The sequence below is a fragment of the Imperialibacter roseus genome, assembly GCF_032999765.1.
Lineage (GTDB): Bacteria > Bacteroidota > Bacteroidia > Cytophagales > Cyclobacteriaceae > Imperialibacter > Imperialibacter roseus.
This window is the reverse complement of sequence record NZ_CP136051.1, coordinates 3,981,942-4,000,164: the sequence shown is the minus strand read 5'-3', so window position 1 is coordinate 4,000,164 and position 18,223 is coordinate 3,981,942. Positions and strand designations below refer to the sequence as shown.

Genomic DNA, 18,223 nt, shown 5'->3' with positions numbered 1-18,223 from the left:
TGAATAATAAGGTATAACGACACGGTGAGGGCATGAACCAGACACTCATTTTGCCCAATGCCAATCTACGGAGAAGTCAGGAAAATAGTAGCTGCTTTTGTACCAGCGGACATGAGCAACAAACTCCCCTCTTAGAAGACAGGCCTTTTTAGTCGGCTGAAGATCCGCATTAGCACCCAGGGAGTGCCCTGCCAAGATAATGTCTCCGTCGACGGTGTCCATTTCCTTACCAATCCGTTGCGGCCATCCAAAATCCGGCAAGGCTTCATCTGAAGGCATTTTGGGACAATGCACCTTGTAGCTAGCACCCAATTCTGTTTGTAAAGAGGTCACTAACTTTAGGTCTGCTTCGTAGCCTACATCGCCTCCGCCGTGAATAAACAATACATCCTTGTTCATGTTCAAAATGGGGTTTATGAGCCAGGGTATCGTGTTAAAATTGCTTCTTTGTTTTCACACTGCACGATAATAATTGGCCACTTCCATTGCTTTTATTTCAGCCGCTCCAAACGGCCTTTCCGTTTCACGATATTTTTATAGTCCCACTGCACATGTTTCGACTTTTCGAGCCACTGCTGCAGCTTGATTTCATCTATTTCCGCCACAGATTGGAAGAAAATGGAAGCATCTTTGAATTTTTCGCCTCTTGTGTTCAAACCCTCTTCATCAAAATCAGCCCCGCTCCAAAACATCAGGCGAATGCCTTTTTTTGCTTGCTATACCCAACGATCGGATTCCCTTCCAAAAACCAAACAGGATGGGCGTGCCAAATCTTGCTTTCTGCATCTGATAGGCCTTTATCGATCTCTGAAGCCAGGAGGTCGCAAATCTCTTTGTCGGAAGGTGATTGAACCTGGTTGTAAGCTGAGATTTCTTGTGTCATTTTTCGAAAGGCATATAGGTGATTTGTGTTGCGCCAAATTAGTACAACCGCCTTTTTATATCCTCATACGCTGTTTCAATTAGGGCGGCGATTGCTGATTCATTGCAGGGCTCGTTGGGCCTTATTTTGACGTGCCGCATTCTCTTCCCGCTTCCTTCGAGCAAGCCAAATCTGTCGGGCAAAAAAGCCCCGTAAAAAAAACCGACGTTTATGTGAGCGCTGTATGCATCAACATAAGCGAAGGGCGCATGATCCACACAACCTATTGGATGACCATCGTGAAAAATGTCCTGCACATCGTCTCCACAATTTTTGATTTCATCAAACCATCTGGAGGCAATAGGTCGCAGCGAAAGCGATTTGCTTGTCAGCCACTCGTCCATCGTGATATTCTGGAGGTCTTTGCCGGTGTATTGAAAAAGTTTTTCCATCGATAGTAATTATTAGCGTGCGCCTGACGAATTTTATTTGAAACAGATTACGTTTTCAGATCGGTGCCTGCAACCGGGAGAAGCGTATGAACTGGTTGATACTTTCCTTTCATGGGCCATTAATTTACTGCCAATTTCTGACGAAAAATTGATTCTTGCGGCTTAAATACTGTAGAAGGAAAGCGGCTCAATGAAAAGGTCGGTGTTGCTTTGGATGATCTTTGTCAGTGCGGGTTACCCCCTCCAAAAGAGGGGAATAACCCGCCAGACAACTTTAAACAACATTATCTTTGTATGAAGCTGCGTCAGTTGAGGCCGTCGAATCGACACTATTTTCCTGCGTACGCAAGGAACTTGTAGCAGCGTTCTGCTAGTTATTAAACATGCCCGTGAGAGGGTACAATTCAGCTTTTGAACCACCTGTTGGCGTCCAGAAAGTCTTTTTAAAGTGTACGTCTATTTGCAGGTCTCCTCTTCCGTCGTTGTCCCGCAAGTACACTGACCAGTCGTCTCTTGATATCTCGGTGAAGTTAAAGGTAATTGTTCCGGCTTCATTTTTTTCAACCCAGGCAGTCCCGGTAGTGGCCTGGAACGACCCTGCCGCATGAGTGACCCTTTTTACTGTTCGCCCTACCACTTGACCGTATTCAATAAAACCAGAAGTTGCGGATGTGGTCGAAATGGTGATTTTATTGGTATCCGCTCCCTGTTTCAGGTAGGCTGTTTTGGTGGCGCCAGTGGAGGAGGTGCCATTGATCACGTAGGCATTGTCGGCGAAGTCAACGTCGGAAGGCTGGTAGTAGTAGAAAACATTGTTGGTTCGGATGTATTTGCCGGTGGTGTTTTCGGCAATGGTCCATATCCACGTACCTGCCACGTTGTACCAGTTGCCTGAGAAGGATTCGGGCACCGGCACAAGTGCTTTGGTTGTGAACGACGTTTCGGTGCCATAGCCAGTACCATGGCTGCTGGTTGCAAATGTCTTGATATAGTACTTCGTGTCTGGTTCAAGACCTGTAAGGTCGGCGGTGAAGCTCCCCGTTCCATTGCCAACGCTTAGGTTGGTGCCTGTTGTGGAGTTGGGTGAGGTGCTGTAAACAAAGCCTCGGGTGGTCACTGGGCTTGTTCCTTCGGAAGTGACTGTGCCAACGGCCCTGGCACTGTAGAAACTGATCTCGGTCGCCTCCCCTGTGGTGACTGTGGGGGACTGCAAACCACTTGTTTCGAAGGTCACCTGGCTGCCATAGCTGGTACCATCCGAATTGATGCCATATGCTCTTGCGAAGTACTTTGTTTCGGGCTCCAGGCCGATCAGTTCTACAGAGAATTCGCCGATGCCCGTGCCGGCTGAAACCTTAGCGTTGGCAGTTGTGGGGAGTGCTGTTGTGCCATACACTATCCCACGTTCAGTCACTTCACCAACGCCTGCGCTGGAGATCACTCCCACCAGAGTTGCGGACTGAAAGGTGATATTGGTTGCTTCGTTGGTTTGTATTACTGACAATTGCAGGGGCAGGGTTTCAAAGGTAACCTCGTTGCCATAAGCCGTGCCTACACTATTTGTGGCATAGGCCCGCACAAAGTATTTTGTGCCTGGTTGCAGCTCCGTCAATTCGGAGGTAAAGGAGCCAATACTGCCGCCTTCACTTGTTTTTGTAGAAAGGGTTATATCTGGCCCTGCGGCGAGGCTCCACACGACGCCCCGGGCAGTAATTTCCTCGTTGCCATCGCTCGAAACATCGCCACCAGCTATAGCAGTGGTTTTAGTAATGGCTTTTATTTCTGCGGTGACCAACACTGGCACTATCGAAGGATCCTCTTTTTCGCAGCTCGTTGCTGCAAACAAAATCGAGAGCGGTACAAACACCTTTAGAAACTGAGAGAAAGCTTTCATGATGGGGCACGTTTTGGTTAGAAATCAGCCGTAATGAGGACTAGTTGTGTCCCCGAAAATTAGGCTTTAGCCAGCCATACCACTCTCAATTTTGGGTCAATTTATCTCAATTTTTGGCTTGTTATGAGCTTTTACAAACTCAGAGGGAGTCAAATGAAACTGTTCCTTAAAACACTGACCGAAGTAGGAGGGGGTGTCAAAGCCAACGATGTACGACACCTGGCTGACTGGGTGGCCCGCCAGCAGTAGGGTTGTGGCTTTCTTCAATCGGTATTGCTTGATGAAATCCTTTGTGGAAATATTGAGTATTGCTTTGAGCTTTCGATTGAGTGAGCTTTTACTCATCGAAACAGTTTCCGCCAATGCCTCGACGTTGAGCGACGTGTCGTCTAACTTTTCGTCCAGAGATTTTTGAAGCTGCTTGACAAAAACGTCGTCGACATGGTCGACCCCGCTCTCAGGCGACTTGGGAAATACCTTGTCCAGCAGGTACTTTCTCAAATTGCTTTGCTCCTGCAGCAAGTTTTTTACCCGCAACTCCAACTCCTGCATATTGAATGGCTTTGTCAAGTATTCATCCGCTCCAGATTCAAGGCCCTCAATCTTGGCCGATTGTGATGCTTTGGCGGTGAGCAGTATGAAGTTGATGTGGGCCGTGCGGGGGTCTTGTTTTGAAAGCTGACAGAGCTCAAACCCGTTCATCTGAGGCATCATCACGTCTGAAATTACAATATCAGGAAGCTCGTTGATCAGTAGGTTCCAGGCCGACTTGCCGTTGCTTGCCTCAAGGATGTGTCCGTGGCTTGAGAGGCCCTCTTTTATGAACGACCTGAGCTCGGCATTGTCTTCTACCACAAGTAAAACAGGCATACTGACGGGCTCTTCTCGGTCTCCACTATCAGCCATAGTCGTTTCTTTTTTGACGGGAGACGTATTTGTGGGCAGCTGATGGGCTGACTCGCTGATTTTTTGCGCAGGTAATACCAGTGTGAAAGTTGTTCCTTTGCCCAGTTGGCTTTCTACTTTGATGGTTCCTTCCAACAAATCCACAAGCTCTTTCACCAGCGCCAAACCTATGCCTGTGCCTTCGTGCTGTCTTGTAGAGGAGCCATCCACCTGATAGAAGCGTTCAAATATGTGGTCAAGCTGATCATGCGCAATACCAAGTCCGGTGTCTTCGATGCACAGCTCGACGAAATCTTGCTGTGAAGCAGGGCCAAGTGTGAGCATGACTTTTGCGTTTTTTTTACCGGGGCTGATAAACTTAATGGCATTGCCAAGCAGGTTGTAAATGATATTTTCCCATTTGCCGCTATCAAAAAGAAAATAACCTTCGGTTGCACTCGTCCTAAATGTCAGGTCGATGCCTTTCGACAATGCTTCAGCATGGAATGCGCCGACGCAGGCCTCCACAAACTGATTGAGGTCTCCTGTGGAGTTGCTGACGGGCATTTGTTTGCCTTCAATCTTCGATATGTCGAGCAGCTGGTTGACAAGGTTGAGTAGCTGGCGTGCGTGGCGATAGTTATTATCGAGCAGTGGTTTTATCGAAGGCGAAACGCCTGGGTCAGCAAGTTGTTTTTCAAGAGGAGATAGGATGAGGGTGAGGGGCGTGCGAAATTCGTGGGTAACATTAGAAAAGAATCGGGTTTTTAGTTCGTCCATCTCCCGCAACCTGGCCGCTTCCCTCAGGTTGAATTCGGCCTCCTGCTTTTCCCGCAACCTGTTCTTGTACACCTGCCAAATCGCCCTGATAATTAGTAATGCAAGCAGGGCGTAAGATAAATAAGCCCACCAGGTGCGCCAGGGAGGAGGAAGTATGGTGACTTTTACCTCTTTGACATGCTCACTCCAAATGTCCGAGGTATTGGTGCTTACCACCCTCAACGTGTATTTGCCGTGAGGTAGCTGGGCAAACCTGAACTTACGCTCATTGCCAATTTCTACCCAATTTTGGTCAAAGCCTACCAACTGGTAACGCAGCCTGTTTTTTTCGGGTGAATTGTACTGTACCGGAGCAAACTCAAAGCTGATGGTATTGCTATCGTAGGGTAAAATGAGTTCATCGAGCATAGCTGCACTGAAAGGGCTGCGGTTGCCTGCAAGGACAGGTTGATCGTTGATGAACAACGCTGAGAGAATCACCTGCGTGTTGCTGGTGTCGGCAACGAATGTCCTGGGATCAAATACCGAATAGCCGTTTGTGCCCCCCATAGCAATTCTTCCATCGGGTAGCAGCATTTGGTGGTGCCTGTTAAACTCTGTTTCAACCAATCCATCGGCCTTTGTGTAGTTGGTAATTCGTTCTGTCTCAGGATTGAAGCGGCTCACGCCAATATTGGTGCTCATCCAGATGTTGCCCAGGTTGTCTGGCACTATGCAGTTGATCGTATTGTTGGGCAGGCCATTGTTCGTGGTGTACGATGCCAGTAATTTGTTTTGAGATTTGCTCCATTTCAGCAGGCCCCCTCCCAATGTTCCTATCCACAAGTAGTCGGGATTTCTTTCATCAAATCTCACTGTATTGATAGAGTGCTTCCCGTTCGGTTTGATGTGCTGCACTACCTCCCCATTTCTTATCTGGTAAATCCCACCTATCGATGTGCCAACCCACAGGAATTTCTCATCGGCCAGAAGGTCTACCACAATATTATGGGCACTGTCGGGAACATTGGACTTGAGTTTCGTTAGCGACTGATCCACTGGCTTGAAATGAAAAATCGAAGCAACTGAATCAACAAGATATAAATCGTTGTCTGGACTTAGGGTGAAGGCGTCGGGCAAAAATTTAGGATGGTAAAACGGAGTTATTGACCCGGCGTTGAGCTTGAATATGCCTGGAGTATTGGGTGAGTTTTCAACTCCGAAAACAAGGGTTTCACTATCAAGATAATAGTATCTGAAATAGTAGGGTGTTACCTTGTCATAGCCCAGCGAAGCCACGTGGTCTTTGCTAACCTTGACCTCTCTCTCCAAAACGTCGGTTACAAAATTGTCCGAATAGAGGTAGGAGGTGAATCCGGGTAGCTCTAAGTTTACCTTGTACAGCCCGTCGGCGTCCATGCCGATCCAGAGGGTGTTGGTGCGGTCGACGAATAGCGCCGAAATGTCAAAGCTGCCGGGGTTCTTCCAAAGCCAGCTCACTTGATTGTTGGGCTCAAGCCGGTACACCTGTCGTTGAAAGACGAAAATGGGTCGACCCAGCCGGTCTTCTGTAATCAGGTAAGTTGGAAAAGCATTGACAAGATGGGCGACTTCAATTTGGATGAGGTCAAACTCTTTGCTGATGTTATTGAAATGCAGAAGCCCTTCCTTGCAACCGATAAGCAGGTCATTGTCTCCTTTTCCAAACAGGGTGGGTCTTTTGCGGATGCTGGCGCTGAGGTCGACTTTCAGGGGAAGCGAAATGGTCTCCGGCAGTGCGTTGGGGCTTTCGTATATTTTCAGCCCTTCGGGTGTCAACAGGTACAGCATTCCGGATGGCGTGATCCGAAAAGAATAGAAATCAAATTTTTCCCTTTCATACAGCACTTTGGAATAGGTTGCCAAACCGTTCGAGGTGCTGTCTATGATTTCGAACGATTCGTTGAGGGAAACATGCAACCAGTTGGCATTTCCGTCGTGCATCAACTCTTCGAGGTTGCGCCAATGAGTGCCCATGTTATCTGCACTATAAATCGCATTTGGCTCAATAGCCCGTTTTATGCTGAAGGTTTTTGGATTGAGGTAATCGACGGGGCCTACGACATGTTTTATCACAAGCTGCCCATTTTTATCGAGCAGCATGCGGTGGATGCGATTACTGGATAAGCCCACCGTATCGGACGAAAGTTGCCTGAGCGTTTGGAAACTGCTGCCATCGTATCGCACGAGTCCGTCCAGGGTACTTATCCACAAAAAGCCTATGCTGTCCTGAACAATACCAGTTACATAGCTTTGAGGCAGACCATTTTCAGGGTCAAACTTTTGATAGTTAACAAAAAGAGGTTGCTGGGCAGGTAGTCGTGTTGCTCCGCAAAATAATAGCGTCAGAATCAGCAGGCAATGTTTTAGCACATTGGTCGGGTTGGTGGCTTGGCCTGTTTTTCTTTTTAAAAAAAGCACATTCACCAAAGCGAAAATTCCTTTTAAGAAAAAGATTGAATGAAGATAAGCATACCCGGAGGCTGCTTTCCAACTGGTTGAGCGGGTTTAATTTGCATATATTTTTGATCGGAACCAACAATTGGGCTTATGACATTGAGGCGGCAATGGGATAATGATGTTGATGAGTCTTTATTTAAGGCGCTCACGTTTTTCGCCAGCTATAAATCTGCTTAAGGTTGCGTCCCAGGTTCAAATCCACTCTGTCGGAGCTCTTCTTCGGTCATCTGGATGATGTTCACATCCAGCGGCACCCTTTCCAGCGGTGCATCCAGAGAGTCCGTTTCCATGGTTGCTATTTTGTTCAGTACATCGAGCCCTTTGAACACTTGCCCGAAGATAGTATAGTCCCCATCGAGCCGAGGGATGCCGTCTTTGCGGTGCACAATGTAGAACTGGCAGCCAGCTGACAGCTTTTCGGGGTTGCCGTCTCTGCCCGCACCCACAGCACCATAGACGTGGTTGTGGGTGGGTTTGATTTCAGGGTCAAGCAGGTAAGGCGAATCGCTGAAGCCCTCGGGAGTGTCGGGGCAGCCTCCCTGGATAACAAAGTTCTCGATCACCCGGTTAAAGCTCAGGCTGTCCCAGTAGTTTTCATTGGCCAGTTTGATGAAGCTTGCCTTATGGGTGGGGGTGTCGTCGTAGAGCCAGAAGAGCATTTCGCCCTGTGGCGTGATGATTTGGCCCACATCGTAGCGCTTCGCTTCTTTTGGCGATGAAGTGCAGGCAAAGGCCACGATGGCTATTAATGGAATGAGGTGCTTGTTCATAAAAGGGCGAATTCTGGCTTGTGCTGTGCAACCTCCGGTGGTTACATTTGACTACCATAAAGTAGGTGATCTTTGGCGAATAACAAAGGGTGTTTTGGCAGATGGATCGGGAAGCCTTGTGTGAAGGCACAAACGGGAACAGTGGGCAGTTTAAGTCCTGCCAGTGGTCTTCGACAGGCTCAGACTGACATTCCTAGGACTTGAACCGTTTCAAAGCATTTTGTTGCTACTTTTAGTCTGGACTAATACGATTCACTAAAACATGAGATACATCATCCTTCTCTTTCTGCTTGCAGCCGCTGTGGCCCAAGCCCAAATCGACCCGGCCAACATCACCATTGCCAGGGATACCTACGGAGTGCCGCATATCTTTGCGCCGACCGACCCTGAAGTGGCTTATGGCCTGGCCTGGGCACACGCCGAGGATGACTTTGAAACCATTCAGCAGGTGGCACTCATTAGCAAGGGAATGCTGGGCTCGTACCTTGGTAAAGAAGGAGCAAAGGCTGACTATGCCTTCAAGCTGCTCAGGTGCAGGCAGCTGGTGGAGGAGCAGTGGAGCACGATTAGCCCTGAGCTGAAAGCCCTGATCAATGGCTATATCCAGGGGTTGAAGGCCTACGCTGATGCCCACCCCGACGAGGTGCTGAACAAGCATGTTTTCCCGGCCGACGAGAAGGACTATCTTTCGGCGGTGGTTTTTTCGGTGGCTGTGTTCAGCGGGGCCGATCGAGCGTTGTCCAACCTCTTTGCTGGCAAAATGCCCGCACTTCCCGGCTTCGATTCCCGGGGGTCGAATGCCTTTGCCATACACCCGAGCAAGACCACAACGGGCGAGGCATTTCTGGCCATCAACGCTCACCAGCCACAGGAGGGGCCGGTAGCTTTTTATGAGGCGCATGTGCAAAGTGAGGAGGGTTGGAATATGCTTGGAGGTGTTTTTCCGGGAGGCTGCGTCATTTTTCACGGCACCAACGAAAACCTCGGCTGGGCGCATACCGTCAATATGTTCGACAAGGTGGATGTATTTCAGCTAGAAATGAATCCATCCAACAGCAACGAATACCGGTTTGACGACCAATGGCTGCAGCTTGAAAAGCAGAAGGTGAAACTGAAGGTGAAGGGCATTCCTGTTCGGATTAGCAAAAAGGCCTACTGGAGCGTGTATGGCCCCACAGTGAAAGCCGACAACGGCACTTTTTCTGTGCGCATGCCGGCGCTTATGGATGTCAAAGCGCTGGAGGAGTGGTACAGAATGAACAAGGCCAGCAACTTTTCGGAGTTCTACAAGGCGCTGAGCATGACCAGCCTTCCCATGTTCAATATTGTGTATGCCGACAGGTACGACACCATCTTTTACGTGAGCAATGGAAAGCTGCCCCACCGCAACCCCGATCCACAGTACGATTGGGGAAGCACTTTGCCGGGGAATACTTCAGCCACCCTCTGGACAGCATTCAAAGGCATAGAGGAGTTGCCTCAGTATGTAAATCCGGGGGCGGGGTATCTTTTCAACACCAACCATTCGCCGTTCCTTGCCACGGCTCCGGCCGACAACCTCGACACGGCCAACTTTGATTCCAATGATGGCTTCTTTCGCAGGCACAACAACCGGAGCAAGCGGGTAATGGAGATAATGCCCGAAGGAAAACTCGACTACGATACTTTTAAGCAAATCAAATTTGACCAGCAGCTGCCGCAGGAACTACAATATGAAATCAACCTGGATGCCTTTTGGAACCTGGATGTGGGTAGGTACCCGGAGCTAGCCAATGTGATCAATAGTTTGCAGCAGTGGGACAGGAAAGCCACTGTGGACAGCAGGGGAGCGGCCGTTTTTCTGCTGATGTACTACAAACTTTACAGCAAGTATCGCAATGTTACCGGATTCCTGCCAGAAGAAGAAGCCGTGGCCACCTACCAATATGTACATGATTATATGATAGAACATTTCGACAGCGATACGGTGGCCCTGGGTGACGTGCAGAAACTGGTGCGGGGTGGTGTGGCATACCCCATCTGGGGTTTGCCCGATGCGCTAATGGCCATTCACTCACGGGAACAACCCGACGGCACCCGCAAGGCGGTGTCGGGCGATGCCTATATTGCCCTTGTGCGCTACCCAAAGGAGGGCTTGCCCCTCATTGAAACAGTAAACACTTATGGCGCCAGCATGCACCCCGATTCGCCCCACTTCAAAGACCAGCTGGAGTTATTTCAAAATCAGCAGCCCAAGCACATGACCCTCGACAAGGACGAGGTGTTGCGCACGGCGGAAAGGGTGTATCATCCGGTGAGGTAGCAGGGCAACGAGCTGATTTCCATGTATTTTGGCAAGAAAAAGCCATAAAAAAAGCGTACCTGGAAAGGCACGCTTTTGGCTTCTGCTCCAGTTAATTACCCGTTTGCACTCTCAATTAGTTTCTGAATCATTTGATCCAAATATTCATTTAAAGCTTGAAGCGATTTGGTTTTATAGGCATCTCTGTCTGCTTTTACCTGATGGCTCACTTCTATCTTCTTGTCCTGCGTAATCACAATGTTCGCATAAGATGGCTTATAACTATTGCTGGACACATATTCCTTAAACTTTTTTTGCTCCACTACTCCTTCAATGGAGATATCACTTTTAGGGCTGAATTGGATGATGGATAGTGCACCCAGGCCAGCGGCTCCCCCTTTCCAAACTACTCGTTCGAGTGTGGCTGAAGTTTCTATTTTTGAACCGAAAAACCCTTCAGATGAAGTGCCAATGGCTGTGGCAGCCAATACAAAGTCGACATTCCCTTTCATTTTGGCAGCTCCCGCAAAGCTACTGCCTTCTATGGTCACAAACTGAAAACTTACATTGGCTTCCAGCACAGGGATATCACCAAGATCCTTTGATAGTTTAGGTGTAACATCAAAAAAGGCATCTTTAGCTTTTCCTTTGTTGGTCACTCTTTTTACATAGTAGTCATACCCTGTTGGGGCGGTTGAGATATAACCAATAATTTGCGCCTGGCTCGGGGTGCCACCAGTCAGTTTGGTATAATCCTGGAACATTTCTGCTTTGCCAGCTTCCTCGCTGTCAACTATTTCATAACCTGCGTCAGCCAGCTTGCCCACCATTCTTTTGTAGGCCGCATCTGTAATTTCCTGAAAGTCTTCGGTCTCCAGGCCGACCAACCCCACAGACATCATTGAGGTGGCCTTGTCCAGGTCTGAGTTAGTGGCGGTTTCTGAGTTAGACGATAACACCTGATAGTTGACAAAAAAGTCTTTGATGTAAATCTTTTTTGGTGCCTTCTTGATCTTGTTTTCGCCATAGCCCCAGTCTTTGACATTTTTTTCATTGACAATTTGGCTATTGCCTAAAAAAGGCAGGCAGAGGAGTGCGAGAACTAATAGCTTTTTCATAAGTCTGAATTTTGTATGGTGACAAATTTAGGTCTATGAATGAGGCAATAGTATACCCCGGAGAGGGTATATGGTGCTACCGTTAAAACGCACATTTAGTGTATTTGAGGTTTTTCGGATACTGGTGGAAACTCACTTTTCCTCTTTCAGCTCCTTCAAAAAGTCAATAGACTCCTGAAGCCCTTTGTTGGGGAACATTCGCAGGAAGAAAACGACAATGCCTGCCACCACAGCACTGCCCGCTACATAGGAATAGATCCATTGGTTGCCAAACTCGTACAAGCTAACCTCCGCTGCCGCTTTGGCTACCACGATCAGAAAAGGCGCCGAAAATAGTGGTATGATGACCAGCAGGCTATAAGCGTCATAGGCTTCAAGCTTTTTCAGCAGCGACAGCTTCCGCTGGGCTTCTGCCACCGAGGCCTTAGCGTTGATCTTGAAAAGCATGACCAGCTGCCCAATGTCAAAAATCAGGCTGTACAGCGTGATGACGATTAGCATAATGGATGGGATGAGAAACAAGTGATCGGCGTGGTGCCGGAACGCAAAGCCCAGCAGAAAATCCAGGAACCAGATGCCCACTACAATTTGAAAAATACTTGTCCATTTGATCTCTGAAAGGCTCGATTTCACCTTACTGAAGCTGATTGTCTTTACCAGCTCCTTGTTGATTTTCACCGTTTGATCCAGGGTTGGGTTGGCGTTGTTCCATATGCTTGTTAGTTGTTCAAATTCCATGACCTTTTTATTTAGTTGTTTCAAAATGGGTTTTTAACTCTTCTTTGATTCTCAGCTTTCGGGTGGAGATGTTGGATGCCGAGAGCCCCATGACTTCTGCTATTTCTTTGTTGCCGCATCCTTCCAGCTGCAATACCACAATGGCCTTGTCGACAGGCTTGAGCAGGTCGATGGCACGGTAAAGATGCTCCAGGTTTTCATCTGTCGTTTCGGCCTCCACCTGCATAATTTCTCCTTCGCTGTATTTGCCTGCCTGCACCGCACTTCTTGTCGTTACTTTTCTCAGGTGAGAGATAGAAGTGTTAAGAGCGATTCGGTAGGTCCAGGTGGAAACGGCGTAGGTATTGTCATAATTGGGGAAGGCCTTCCAAAGCTGAAGCACGATGTCCTGCATCAGGTCTTTCTGCTCCTCGGCATCCCTGCTATATACCCTTGCCACTTTGGCGATGAGCTTTTTGCAGCTTTCGAGATAGTCGATAAAAAGAGCTTCCTGTTGTTCTGTTCGTTTCACCTTGCTAAGTTTAAGCGATTTTTCAGTGCTTTTACTTCATTATTCGCATGAGGTGCCGAAATGTCACAACAGTGGGGATTTTTTTCTAAAAAAAATAAACAGGAGGCGTTCCTGAGGACATCCTATTCGATGTGTTTCCTTAAGAGTGTATAGTATTTAGTGCTGTCTCCCGGAGCCAAAATGGGCATCGTATAGTCGCCTTTTGGCACAAAAACAGGCATTCTGTCGTTGGACGACTCTGCGATTTGGCCTGGCAGGTCATCCGCAATGGTAATATCTATCTCGTTGTCAGAGTTAAAATTTTTGAAGACGAACGGATGCACTTTATTACCAGGGATATTCAAAGGCGACAAATAAGAGAGGGTATCAAAGGGTCGTACAGGCGTGGGTTTTATGTTGCCAGTGCCCGGTGTTATGCCAGATTGAGACATTGCAACTGTCGCCGCTAAACACATGAATAGGGTAAACACGAGCCTGTTCTTCACTTGTTTTGCCTTTTGATTCAATACAATATATAAAAAATGCAACCAATTGCCTCCGAACCACGGCAAGGTCGCTGTCATCATTCTTTCACCCACAACAGCGGCTGCCTGATAAAGAAATTCCGGATCACTTCATCTTCTTCCGAGTCTGCTGGCAGCGTTTTCCACAGTTCCAGGTACTTATCATCCCCATAGGCTATATAGGAGAAAAGAAGGGCTGACTGACGCATGGGCCAGTCGTCAAAGTACATCACGTCGGGTGCGTAAGGCCAAGTGGCTTTGTCGGCAATGTAAGGAGCCATAAAATCAACGGCCTTTCTGACCTGCAGCGAGTCACCCACCTGGTATTGCCACACTTGGGGGTAACTTTTGCCTAAGATATGCAGCAGGGTATACGTCGCATCGAGGTTGAAGAGCGAGTAGCCATACGGTTTGGTGCGAGCCAGCTCTTTGGGAAACGAGCCATTGGCAGCCATTTGCTCGGGCAGCAGCGTTTTCTCAAAGAATTCTTTCGTAGTGATCAAAAGCGAGTCGTTGTCGGTAAACACGGCATATTGTGCCACCTGCATCGCCCAGCAGGTGCTGTGGTTGTTGCCATTGTCCCGCTCTTCGATTCCGTAGGAATGCGTGGTGATCCAGGTATTGAATTGAGTAAACCAGTCCTTCGTTTTCTCCAAAGATTTGCCCGTCAACAGACCGTTTTCTTCCAGTACCATCAAGGCCTGCACTACTTCCACGAGGTGAATAGCGTCGATGATGCCGATACCCCTGCCTGTTACCCGACCGAAAATAGCCTGGCTGTAGAGCATGTCCGGGTTCATGCGGGTATCCTCATTGACAAACCAGGCATTAGTATGTTCAATGGCTTTGAGTGCATACTTGTCGTTATGCGTGATGGTCCATGCCGCCACCAGCGTGGGTACGATGATGCTCAGCCGCCTCATACGGTTGCGGTGCTCGACGAAATTGTCGGGATTGGTGAGCCCGTCTTTCCTAATGTAGGGTCCGCCTGAGTTCTCGGGGTCAGGCCACCAGTAGTCGCCTTCGGAATAGAAGTCGTGCGGGCCACCGGCGGAGCGGGAGCTGGTGACTTCTGTGATGGTTTGTATGTCGGCGGACAAGTATTCATCAGCCGCTATGAGCACCCGGTCTCGCTCAAGTTCCAGGATCTCCTTTCTAAGTGGGCTTATTGAAACAGAGCAAGAACATGCAATCCATACGATGGCTAGCGATAATAACCAGGGTAGTTTTTTCATCATACTGCATTTTCAGTCGGATGCCCGATTTCCCAGTCTAACCCGAACGGATCGGTCAGTCGACCCAACAACCACCCATGCTCTTCGCCGACTGGGAATACTTCAACTCCGCCAGCTTTGATAGCTTGCGCAAACATGCTGTGTGGGTCAGCCACGGTAAGGATCATGCGGATGGAGTCACCTCCGACAGGTTGGCGTTGTTTCGCATCTGCACTTTGCTCCCAGCTGATCCAAAATTCGGCACTCTCAACTGCGAGTCTGACAATCAGACCGCCTGGCATGGCTAGTCGGTAGGTTTCTACTGCTCCGAAAGCATTTTTGTAGAAAGTGACGGCTGACTCACCCTCAGGCAAGGTTAGCCAGGGAGCGAGAGAGGTGGTGACGGGAGGAGGCATTTCAAAGAGGTTATGTGAGTGAGTGAATATAGTCAATAGTCACCAATGCCCGATATTAAAATGATACAGTCACGGGGCAATCGTATTTAAAATCATTTAGCTTCGAAATTCTTCTTTTTACCCTAATCCTAAAGGGAATGAGGAATTTCAAAGCTGTTTCACCCTTAAGGGTCGGGGTAAAAAACAGTTTTGAAATTTTTTTCAACTAGTTTGTTTTAAATACGATTGCCCTGGATATAGCCACTCCAGAAGTCCTCAATCGTACCGCAAGGTCTTGCTTGGGTCCAGCTTCATCACCCTAAGGAGCTCTCTGGCAACGGTACCTGTTGAAATGACCAACAACAAGACCAGCGTTGCCACGAATGGCGTGGCTGTCAGCGAGACATGGTAGCCGAAATTCTGCAACCACTCGTTGGCTACGTAATAACCGACCGGCCAGGCAATGGCGCTGGCAAGGAGAATAGCTGTCAGAAACTGTTTCGAGAACAGGTTGGAGATGTGCAGGTAGCTGGCGCCCAACACTTTCCTAATACCGACCTCTTTGGTTTTTTGCTGCGTCACGAACCTTATGTAGCCGAACAAGCCCAGGCAGGTGGTGATCAGCGCCAGCAAGGCCATGGATCCTAATCCACCGGCAAGGCGCTTTTCGGTTTGGTAAAGCCTTGCAAACTCGTCATCCAGAAAAGCGTATTCGAATGGAAACTCCGGAAACATATTGGACCAGGTGGCCTCGAGGTGAGCCAGGCCTTCGGGAATACGGTTGCCGTCGAGCTTGACGTTGATGTAGAAGTACCAGTAGGGTTTGACCAGGAAAATCATCGGCTTGATGGTCGAGTGAAGCGACTCAAAATGGACGTCGGGTATTACGCCAATCACTTTGCCTTTTCTTTTTTCCACCGGTTCGCCCGGATCGCCGGTATTGAATTCGGTGTCAAGCGTCGCTTCCAGTGGATTGTCGATGCCCAGCAGTTTTACGGCGCTTTCGTTGAGGATAAACGACCGGGTATCGCCGCCAGCTGCTTTCTCAAAGCCGTGACCTTGCAGAAAATCAATTTTGTAGGTGGTGAAGAAGTCTTCGTCTACAGCATTCGCTGCTATTTTGACCTCTTCTTGTCCATTGTAGGTCACGCCAATGGTATTGCCAATGCCATCCGTGGGTTTGTAAAACGAAAGAGATACATTTTCAATCGCCGGATTGGCCATCACGCTGTTTTTGAAAACATCCGGATTGTCACGGATTTGACGCCCATGAGGAATATACACGACCTGGTCTTTCGAATAGCCAATGGACTGATTCTGCAGGTAGTCGATTTGCTCGAAAATGACGATACAGAAAATGATCAGGGCTGAAGCAAACACATACTGGAGGGTGAGCAAAGCTTTTCTCAGGAAGACTCCCGCCTTTCTTCTTTTCAATTGTATGGACTCGGCAATATTGGACCTGGAAAATAAGATAGCCGGATAAAGGCCTGTGACGATGGTGGTAACAATGATCAGGCCTGGCAAAGCGAGGAGCAGCCAGAGGTGCTGACTTAGGTCTAGCGTCACATTTGAGACCATCAGGTAATTGAAGCCATCGATGCTGGCTGGGAGTATCAAAAGAGCAAGGACGAAACTAACCGTCACAAGCAGGAAAGTTTCAAACACAAACTGCGAAATCACCTGGCCCCTCGATGCGCCAATGGCTCTTCGGATGCCCACTTCTTTGGCTCTTTCATGCAGCTGTGCCACCGTCAAGGTTACGAAGTTGATGGAGGTGATAATCAGGATCAAAAGACCTACCGCTACAGCCAGTTGAGGGTAGATTGGGTCAATCACGTTGGTGTAGTTGGTAATGACCGAAGGATCAGTATGGATCGACTGCACAGGTTGGAGAAATCCAAGATAGGCCTCGCTCGGCTTTTCGGTATCCTTCACATATTTGGTTACGAAAGCCGGAAAGCTTTCCTCAAACTGCTCCTTGCTGGCAGCGGGCGTAAGCTTTGCATAGGTGTAGCAGTAGTTCATGTTCCAACTGTCGGTAATGCTGGGTGGGAAAAGCGCTTCCGCTGTGCTGAACGATACCAGGAAGTCGAAGTTGATGTGCATGTTGTCGGGCCAGCGATCTATAACGCCCGTTACTTTCAGCGTTGAAAAGTCGCCATTCCATTTGAATTCAAGCAGATCACCCGGAGATACCGGCTGATTGAAGTATTTTTCAGCCGCTACGCTGGTCAAAACCACGCTGTAGGGCTCCTGAAGGGCATTTACAGGATTTCCCTGAAAATCTTCAAATGGGAAGATTTGCAGAAAATTGCCATCGGCCCAGATCATTTTCTCTTCGTAAAAGGACTTGTTGTCTTTTCTGAAAAGTGTTTTTGAGCGGTCTTTGAAAAAATGAGTGAACAGGTAGTCGGGATACTCATTTTGCAGTGTTTCAGCCAGGGGAAACGTGGTAGTAGCCACTTTGCCGGCTTCGGTGGTGCGGACGATCCGGTAAATATGATCAGCATGAGGATGAAAGGAATCGAATGACTGCTCGTAGTTATAGTAGAACAGTGAAAGCAACAGCGCTGCTACCCCCAGCGAAAGCCCGACGACTCTGATGGCGCTGTAGAGCATGTTTCTTTTGAACAGGCGGAGGGAGGAGGTAAGAAAATTGCTTAGCATAGTAAAGTGGCTTAAAATGGATAGTGTTTCTTTATTGAGCTCTGGCAGGCCTCGTTGCTCAAACCTGTCCATTACTTGGTCGTAGGCATTGCGAAACGACTCACCTTTCTCCATTCGCTCCTCAATTTCGCTGCAAACATGATCCACCAGGTCTTCGTGCAGGGGATCATAGGTGATACCTTTCCTCCGAAGGTCCTTTTCGATCAGCTCTATTTGTGCGTCTTTCAGCTTCATACTGTGCCGGTGTTAGGTTGCATCAAAAGCTTCATGGTTGTCATGAATCTGTTCAACTCCTCCATGCGCACAACGGCTTCAGAAGAGCCTGTGGTGGTAATAGAATAGTAGCGCCGCACCCGCCGACCGATATGCACCTTTTCCATTTTGAGGAAACCTTCTTCGGTCATTTTGTGAAGGATAGGGTAGAGCGAGCCCTCGGGTAGCTGGATTTCCCCATTGGATTCTTCCTTTACCCTCTGACTGATTTCGTAGCCGTACATCCGTTTGTTCTCGTTCAACAATTTGAGAATGACGGTTTGATAAGTGCCTTTGAGAAGCTGAGATGAGTACATAGTTAATAAGTTGTAATGCAATATATCGTTATGCAATGTATTAACAAATATCTCCCATAATTTTTTAAAGACTGGAGCTATAAGTACTGCGATGTCAAGGTCA

General features: G+C 48.3%; 16 protein-coding genes. 1 reads left to right on the top strand and 15 read right to left on the bottom strand.

Features of this window, described 5'->3' with window-relative positions; translation table 11 throughout:
• Nucleotides 1-45: 45 nt before the first annotated feature.
• The 7 genes from RT717_RS16770 to RT717_RS16740 all read right to left on the bottom strand — a co-directional run bounded on the left by RT717_RS16770 (nucleotide 46) and on the right by RT717_RS16740 (nucleotide 8,121).
• Nucleotides 46-399, bottom strand: coding sequence for an alpha/beta fold hydrolase (locus RT717_RS16770; RefSeq protein ID WP_317487537.1), 354 nt, complete (start codon nucleotides 397-399; stop codon nucleotides 46-48).
• Nucleotides 400-491: 92 nt separating this feature from the next.
• Entirely contained in the window at nucleotides 492-692 is a 201-nt protein-coding gene (locus RT717_RS16765) for a hypothetical protein (RefSeq protein ID WP_317487536.1), read from the bottom strand.
• The gene (locus RT717_RS16760; protein WP_317487535.1) at nucleotides 692-883 is read right to left on the bottom strand and encodes a hypothetical protein; all 192 of its coding nucleotides are present in this window, start codon (nucleotides 881-883) and stop codon (nucleotides 692-694) included. The genes RT717_RS16765 and RT717_RS16760 overlap by 1 nt, the downstream gene beginning before the upstream one ends.
• A gap of 38 nt (nucleotides 884-921) precedes the next feature.
• Nucleotides 922-1,314, bottom strand: a complete 393-nt coding sequence (locus tag RT717_RS16755) for a DUF1801 domain-containing protein (protein WP_317487534.1) — start codon at nucleotides 1,312-1,314, stop codon at nucleotides 922-924.
• A 370-nt stretch (nucleotides 1,315-1,684) separates the two neighbouring features.
• On the bottom strand, nucleotides 1,685-3,208 hold the full coding sequence (locus RT717_RS16750) for a serine-rich family protein (RefSeq protein WP_317487533.1): 1,524 nt from the start codon (nucleotides 3,206-3,208) through the stop codon (nucleotides 1,685-1,687).
• 96 nt (nucleotides 3,209-3,304) lie between these two features.
• Nucleotides 3,305-7,264: a hybrid sensor histidine kinase/response regulator transcription factor gene (locus tag RT717_RS16745; RefSeq protein ID WP_317487532.1), complete on the bottom strand. Its 3,960-nt coding sequence runs from the start codon at nucleotides 7,262-7,264 to the stop codon at nucleotides 3,305-3,307.
• Nucleotides 7,265-7,524: 260 nt separating this feature from the next.
• Nucleotides 7,525-8,121, bottom strand: coding sequence for a peptidylprolyl isomerase (locus RT717_RS16740; protein ID WP_317487531.1), 597 nt, complete (start codon nucleotides 8,119-8,121; stop codon nucleotides 7,525-7,527).
• 262 nt (nucleotides 8,122-8,383) lie between these two features.
• Between RT717_RS16740 and RT717_RS16735 the strand changes: the two genes are divergently transcribed.
• The gene (locus tag RT717_RS16735; protein ID WP_317487530.1) at nucleotides 8,384-10,423 is read left to right on the top strand and encodes a penicillin acylase family protein; all 2,040 of its coding nucleotides are present in this window, start codon (nucleotides 8,384-8,386) and stop codon (nucleotides 10,421-10,423) included.
• 95 nt (nucleotides 10,424-10,518) lie between these two features.
• On the opposite strand, the gene RT717_RS16730 is transcribed toward RT717_RS16735, so the two are convergent.
• The 8 genes from RT717_RS16730 to RT717_RS16695 all read right to left on the bottom strand — a co-directional run bounded on the left by RT717_RS16730 (nucleotide 10,519) and on the right by RT717_RS16695 (nucleotide 18,120).
• The gene (locus tag RT717_RS16730) at nucleotides 10,519-11,520 is read right to left on the bottom strand and encodes a hypothetical protein (RefSeq protein ID WP_317487529.1); all 1,002 of its coding nucleotides are present in this window, start codon (nucleotides 11,518-11,520) and stop codon (nucleotides 10,519-10,521) included.
• A 132-nt stretch (nucleotides 11,521-11,652) separates the two neighbouring features.
• Nucleotides 11,653-12,258 (bottom strand): hypothetical protein, encoded by a 606-nt coding sequence (locus tag RT717_RS16725; RefSeq protein ID WP_317487528.1) that lies wholly within the window; start codon nucleotides 12,256-12,258, stop codon nucleotides 11,653-11,655.
• Nucleotides 12,259-12,265: 7 nt separating this feature from the next.
• Nucleotides 12,266-12,769 carry an RNA polymerase sigma factor gene (locus RT717_RS16720; protein ID WP_317487527.1) on the bottom strand — a complete coding sequence of 168 codons (504 nt, stop codon included), beginning with the start codon at nucleotides 12,767-12,769 and terminating at the stop codon, nucleotides 12,266-12,268.
• A gap of 122 nt (nucleotides 12,770-12,891) precedes the next feature.
• Complete coding sequence (locus tag RT717_RS16715) at nucleotides 12,892-13,254, bottom strand: hypothetical protein (protein WP_317487526.1); 363 nt, start codon at nucleotides 13,252-13,254, stop codon at nucleotides 12,892-12,894.
• 77 nt (nucleotides 13,255-13,331) lie between these two features.
• The gene (locus RT717_RS16710) at nucleotides 13,332-14,510 is read right to left on the bottom strand and encodes an alginate lyase family protein (protein ID WP_317487525.1); all 1,179 of its coding nucleotides are present in this window, start codon (nucleotides 14,508-14,510) and stop codon (nucleotides 13,332-13,334) included.
• Nucleotides 14,507-14,902, bottom strand: coding sequence for a VOC family protein (locus RT717_RS16705; RefSeq protein ID WP_317487524.1), 396 nt, complete (start codon nucleotides 14,900-14,902; stop codon nucleotides 14,507-14,509). Before RT717_RS16705 ends, RT717_RS16710 begins: the two co-directional genes overlap by 4 nt.
• Nucleotides 14,903-15,157: 255 nt before the next feature.
• A complete protein-coding gene (locus RT717_RS16700; RefSeq protein ID WP_317487523.1) occupies nucleotides 15,158-17,785 on the bottom strand; it encodes an ABC transporter permease in 2,628 nt (875 codons plus the stop codon).
• A complete protein-coding gene (locus RT717_RS16695; protein ID WP_317487522.1) occupies nucleotides 17,782-18,120 on the bottom strand; it encodes a PadR family transcriptional regulator in 339 nt (112 codons plus the stop codon). Before RT717_RS16695 ends, RT717_RS16700 begins: the two co-directional genes overlap by 4 nt.
• Nucleotides 18,121-18,223 lie beyond the last annotated feature (103 nt).